The 380-nt window shown below is 45.5% G+C and carries 1 protein-coding gene; it reads right to left on the minus strand.

Annotated elements, in window-relative coordinates:
* Positions 1 to 68: 68 nt before the first annotated feature.
* Positions 69 to 380: RHS repeat-associated core domain-containing protein (locus tag BFF42_RS21255; RefSeq protein WP_146759065.1), on the minus strand; the 312-nt coding region annotated here is incomplete at its 5' end.

A 380-nucleotide genomic window follows, 5' to 3' on the forward strand; every position in this document is an offset into this window, starting at 1 on the left:
TAGCGGAGCAGGAAGGACATCTGATGGAAATGGAAGCCACGCAAGCACCTTAAAATCACCATCATACACTAAATCAGTAAGTTGGCAGCATTACCAGGATTTACACCTGACTTATGTTCATCTGTTAATTTGTCGGCTTCTGGATTAACTTTACGTCCATATTGATCTCTGCGTTGTTGCCCACTTTGGATAACCCCACCTGATGAAAACAAACCGCAACTCATCAGTGCTACAACACCAAGAATTAACGGATTTAACCCTTGTGGGTCTATCTCTGAGATCGGATTCAACGGATACTGATAAAAATTCCATCCCCCCTTCAGCCCAATCGGATCCTGAGTGATATACCGCCCCTGCAGCGGGTCATAATAGCGGTGGCG

The sequence above is a fragment of the Shigella sp. FC1661 genome, from assembly GCF_001712525.1.
In the GTDB taxonomy this organism is placed as follows: Bacteria; Pseudomonadota; Gammaproteobacteria; order Enterobacterales; family Enterobacteriaceae; genus Escherichia; species Escherichia coli.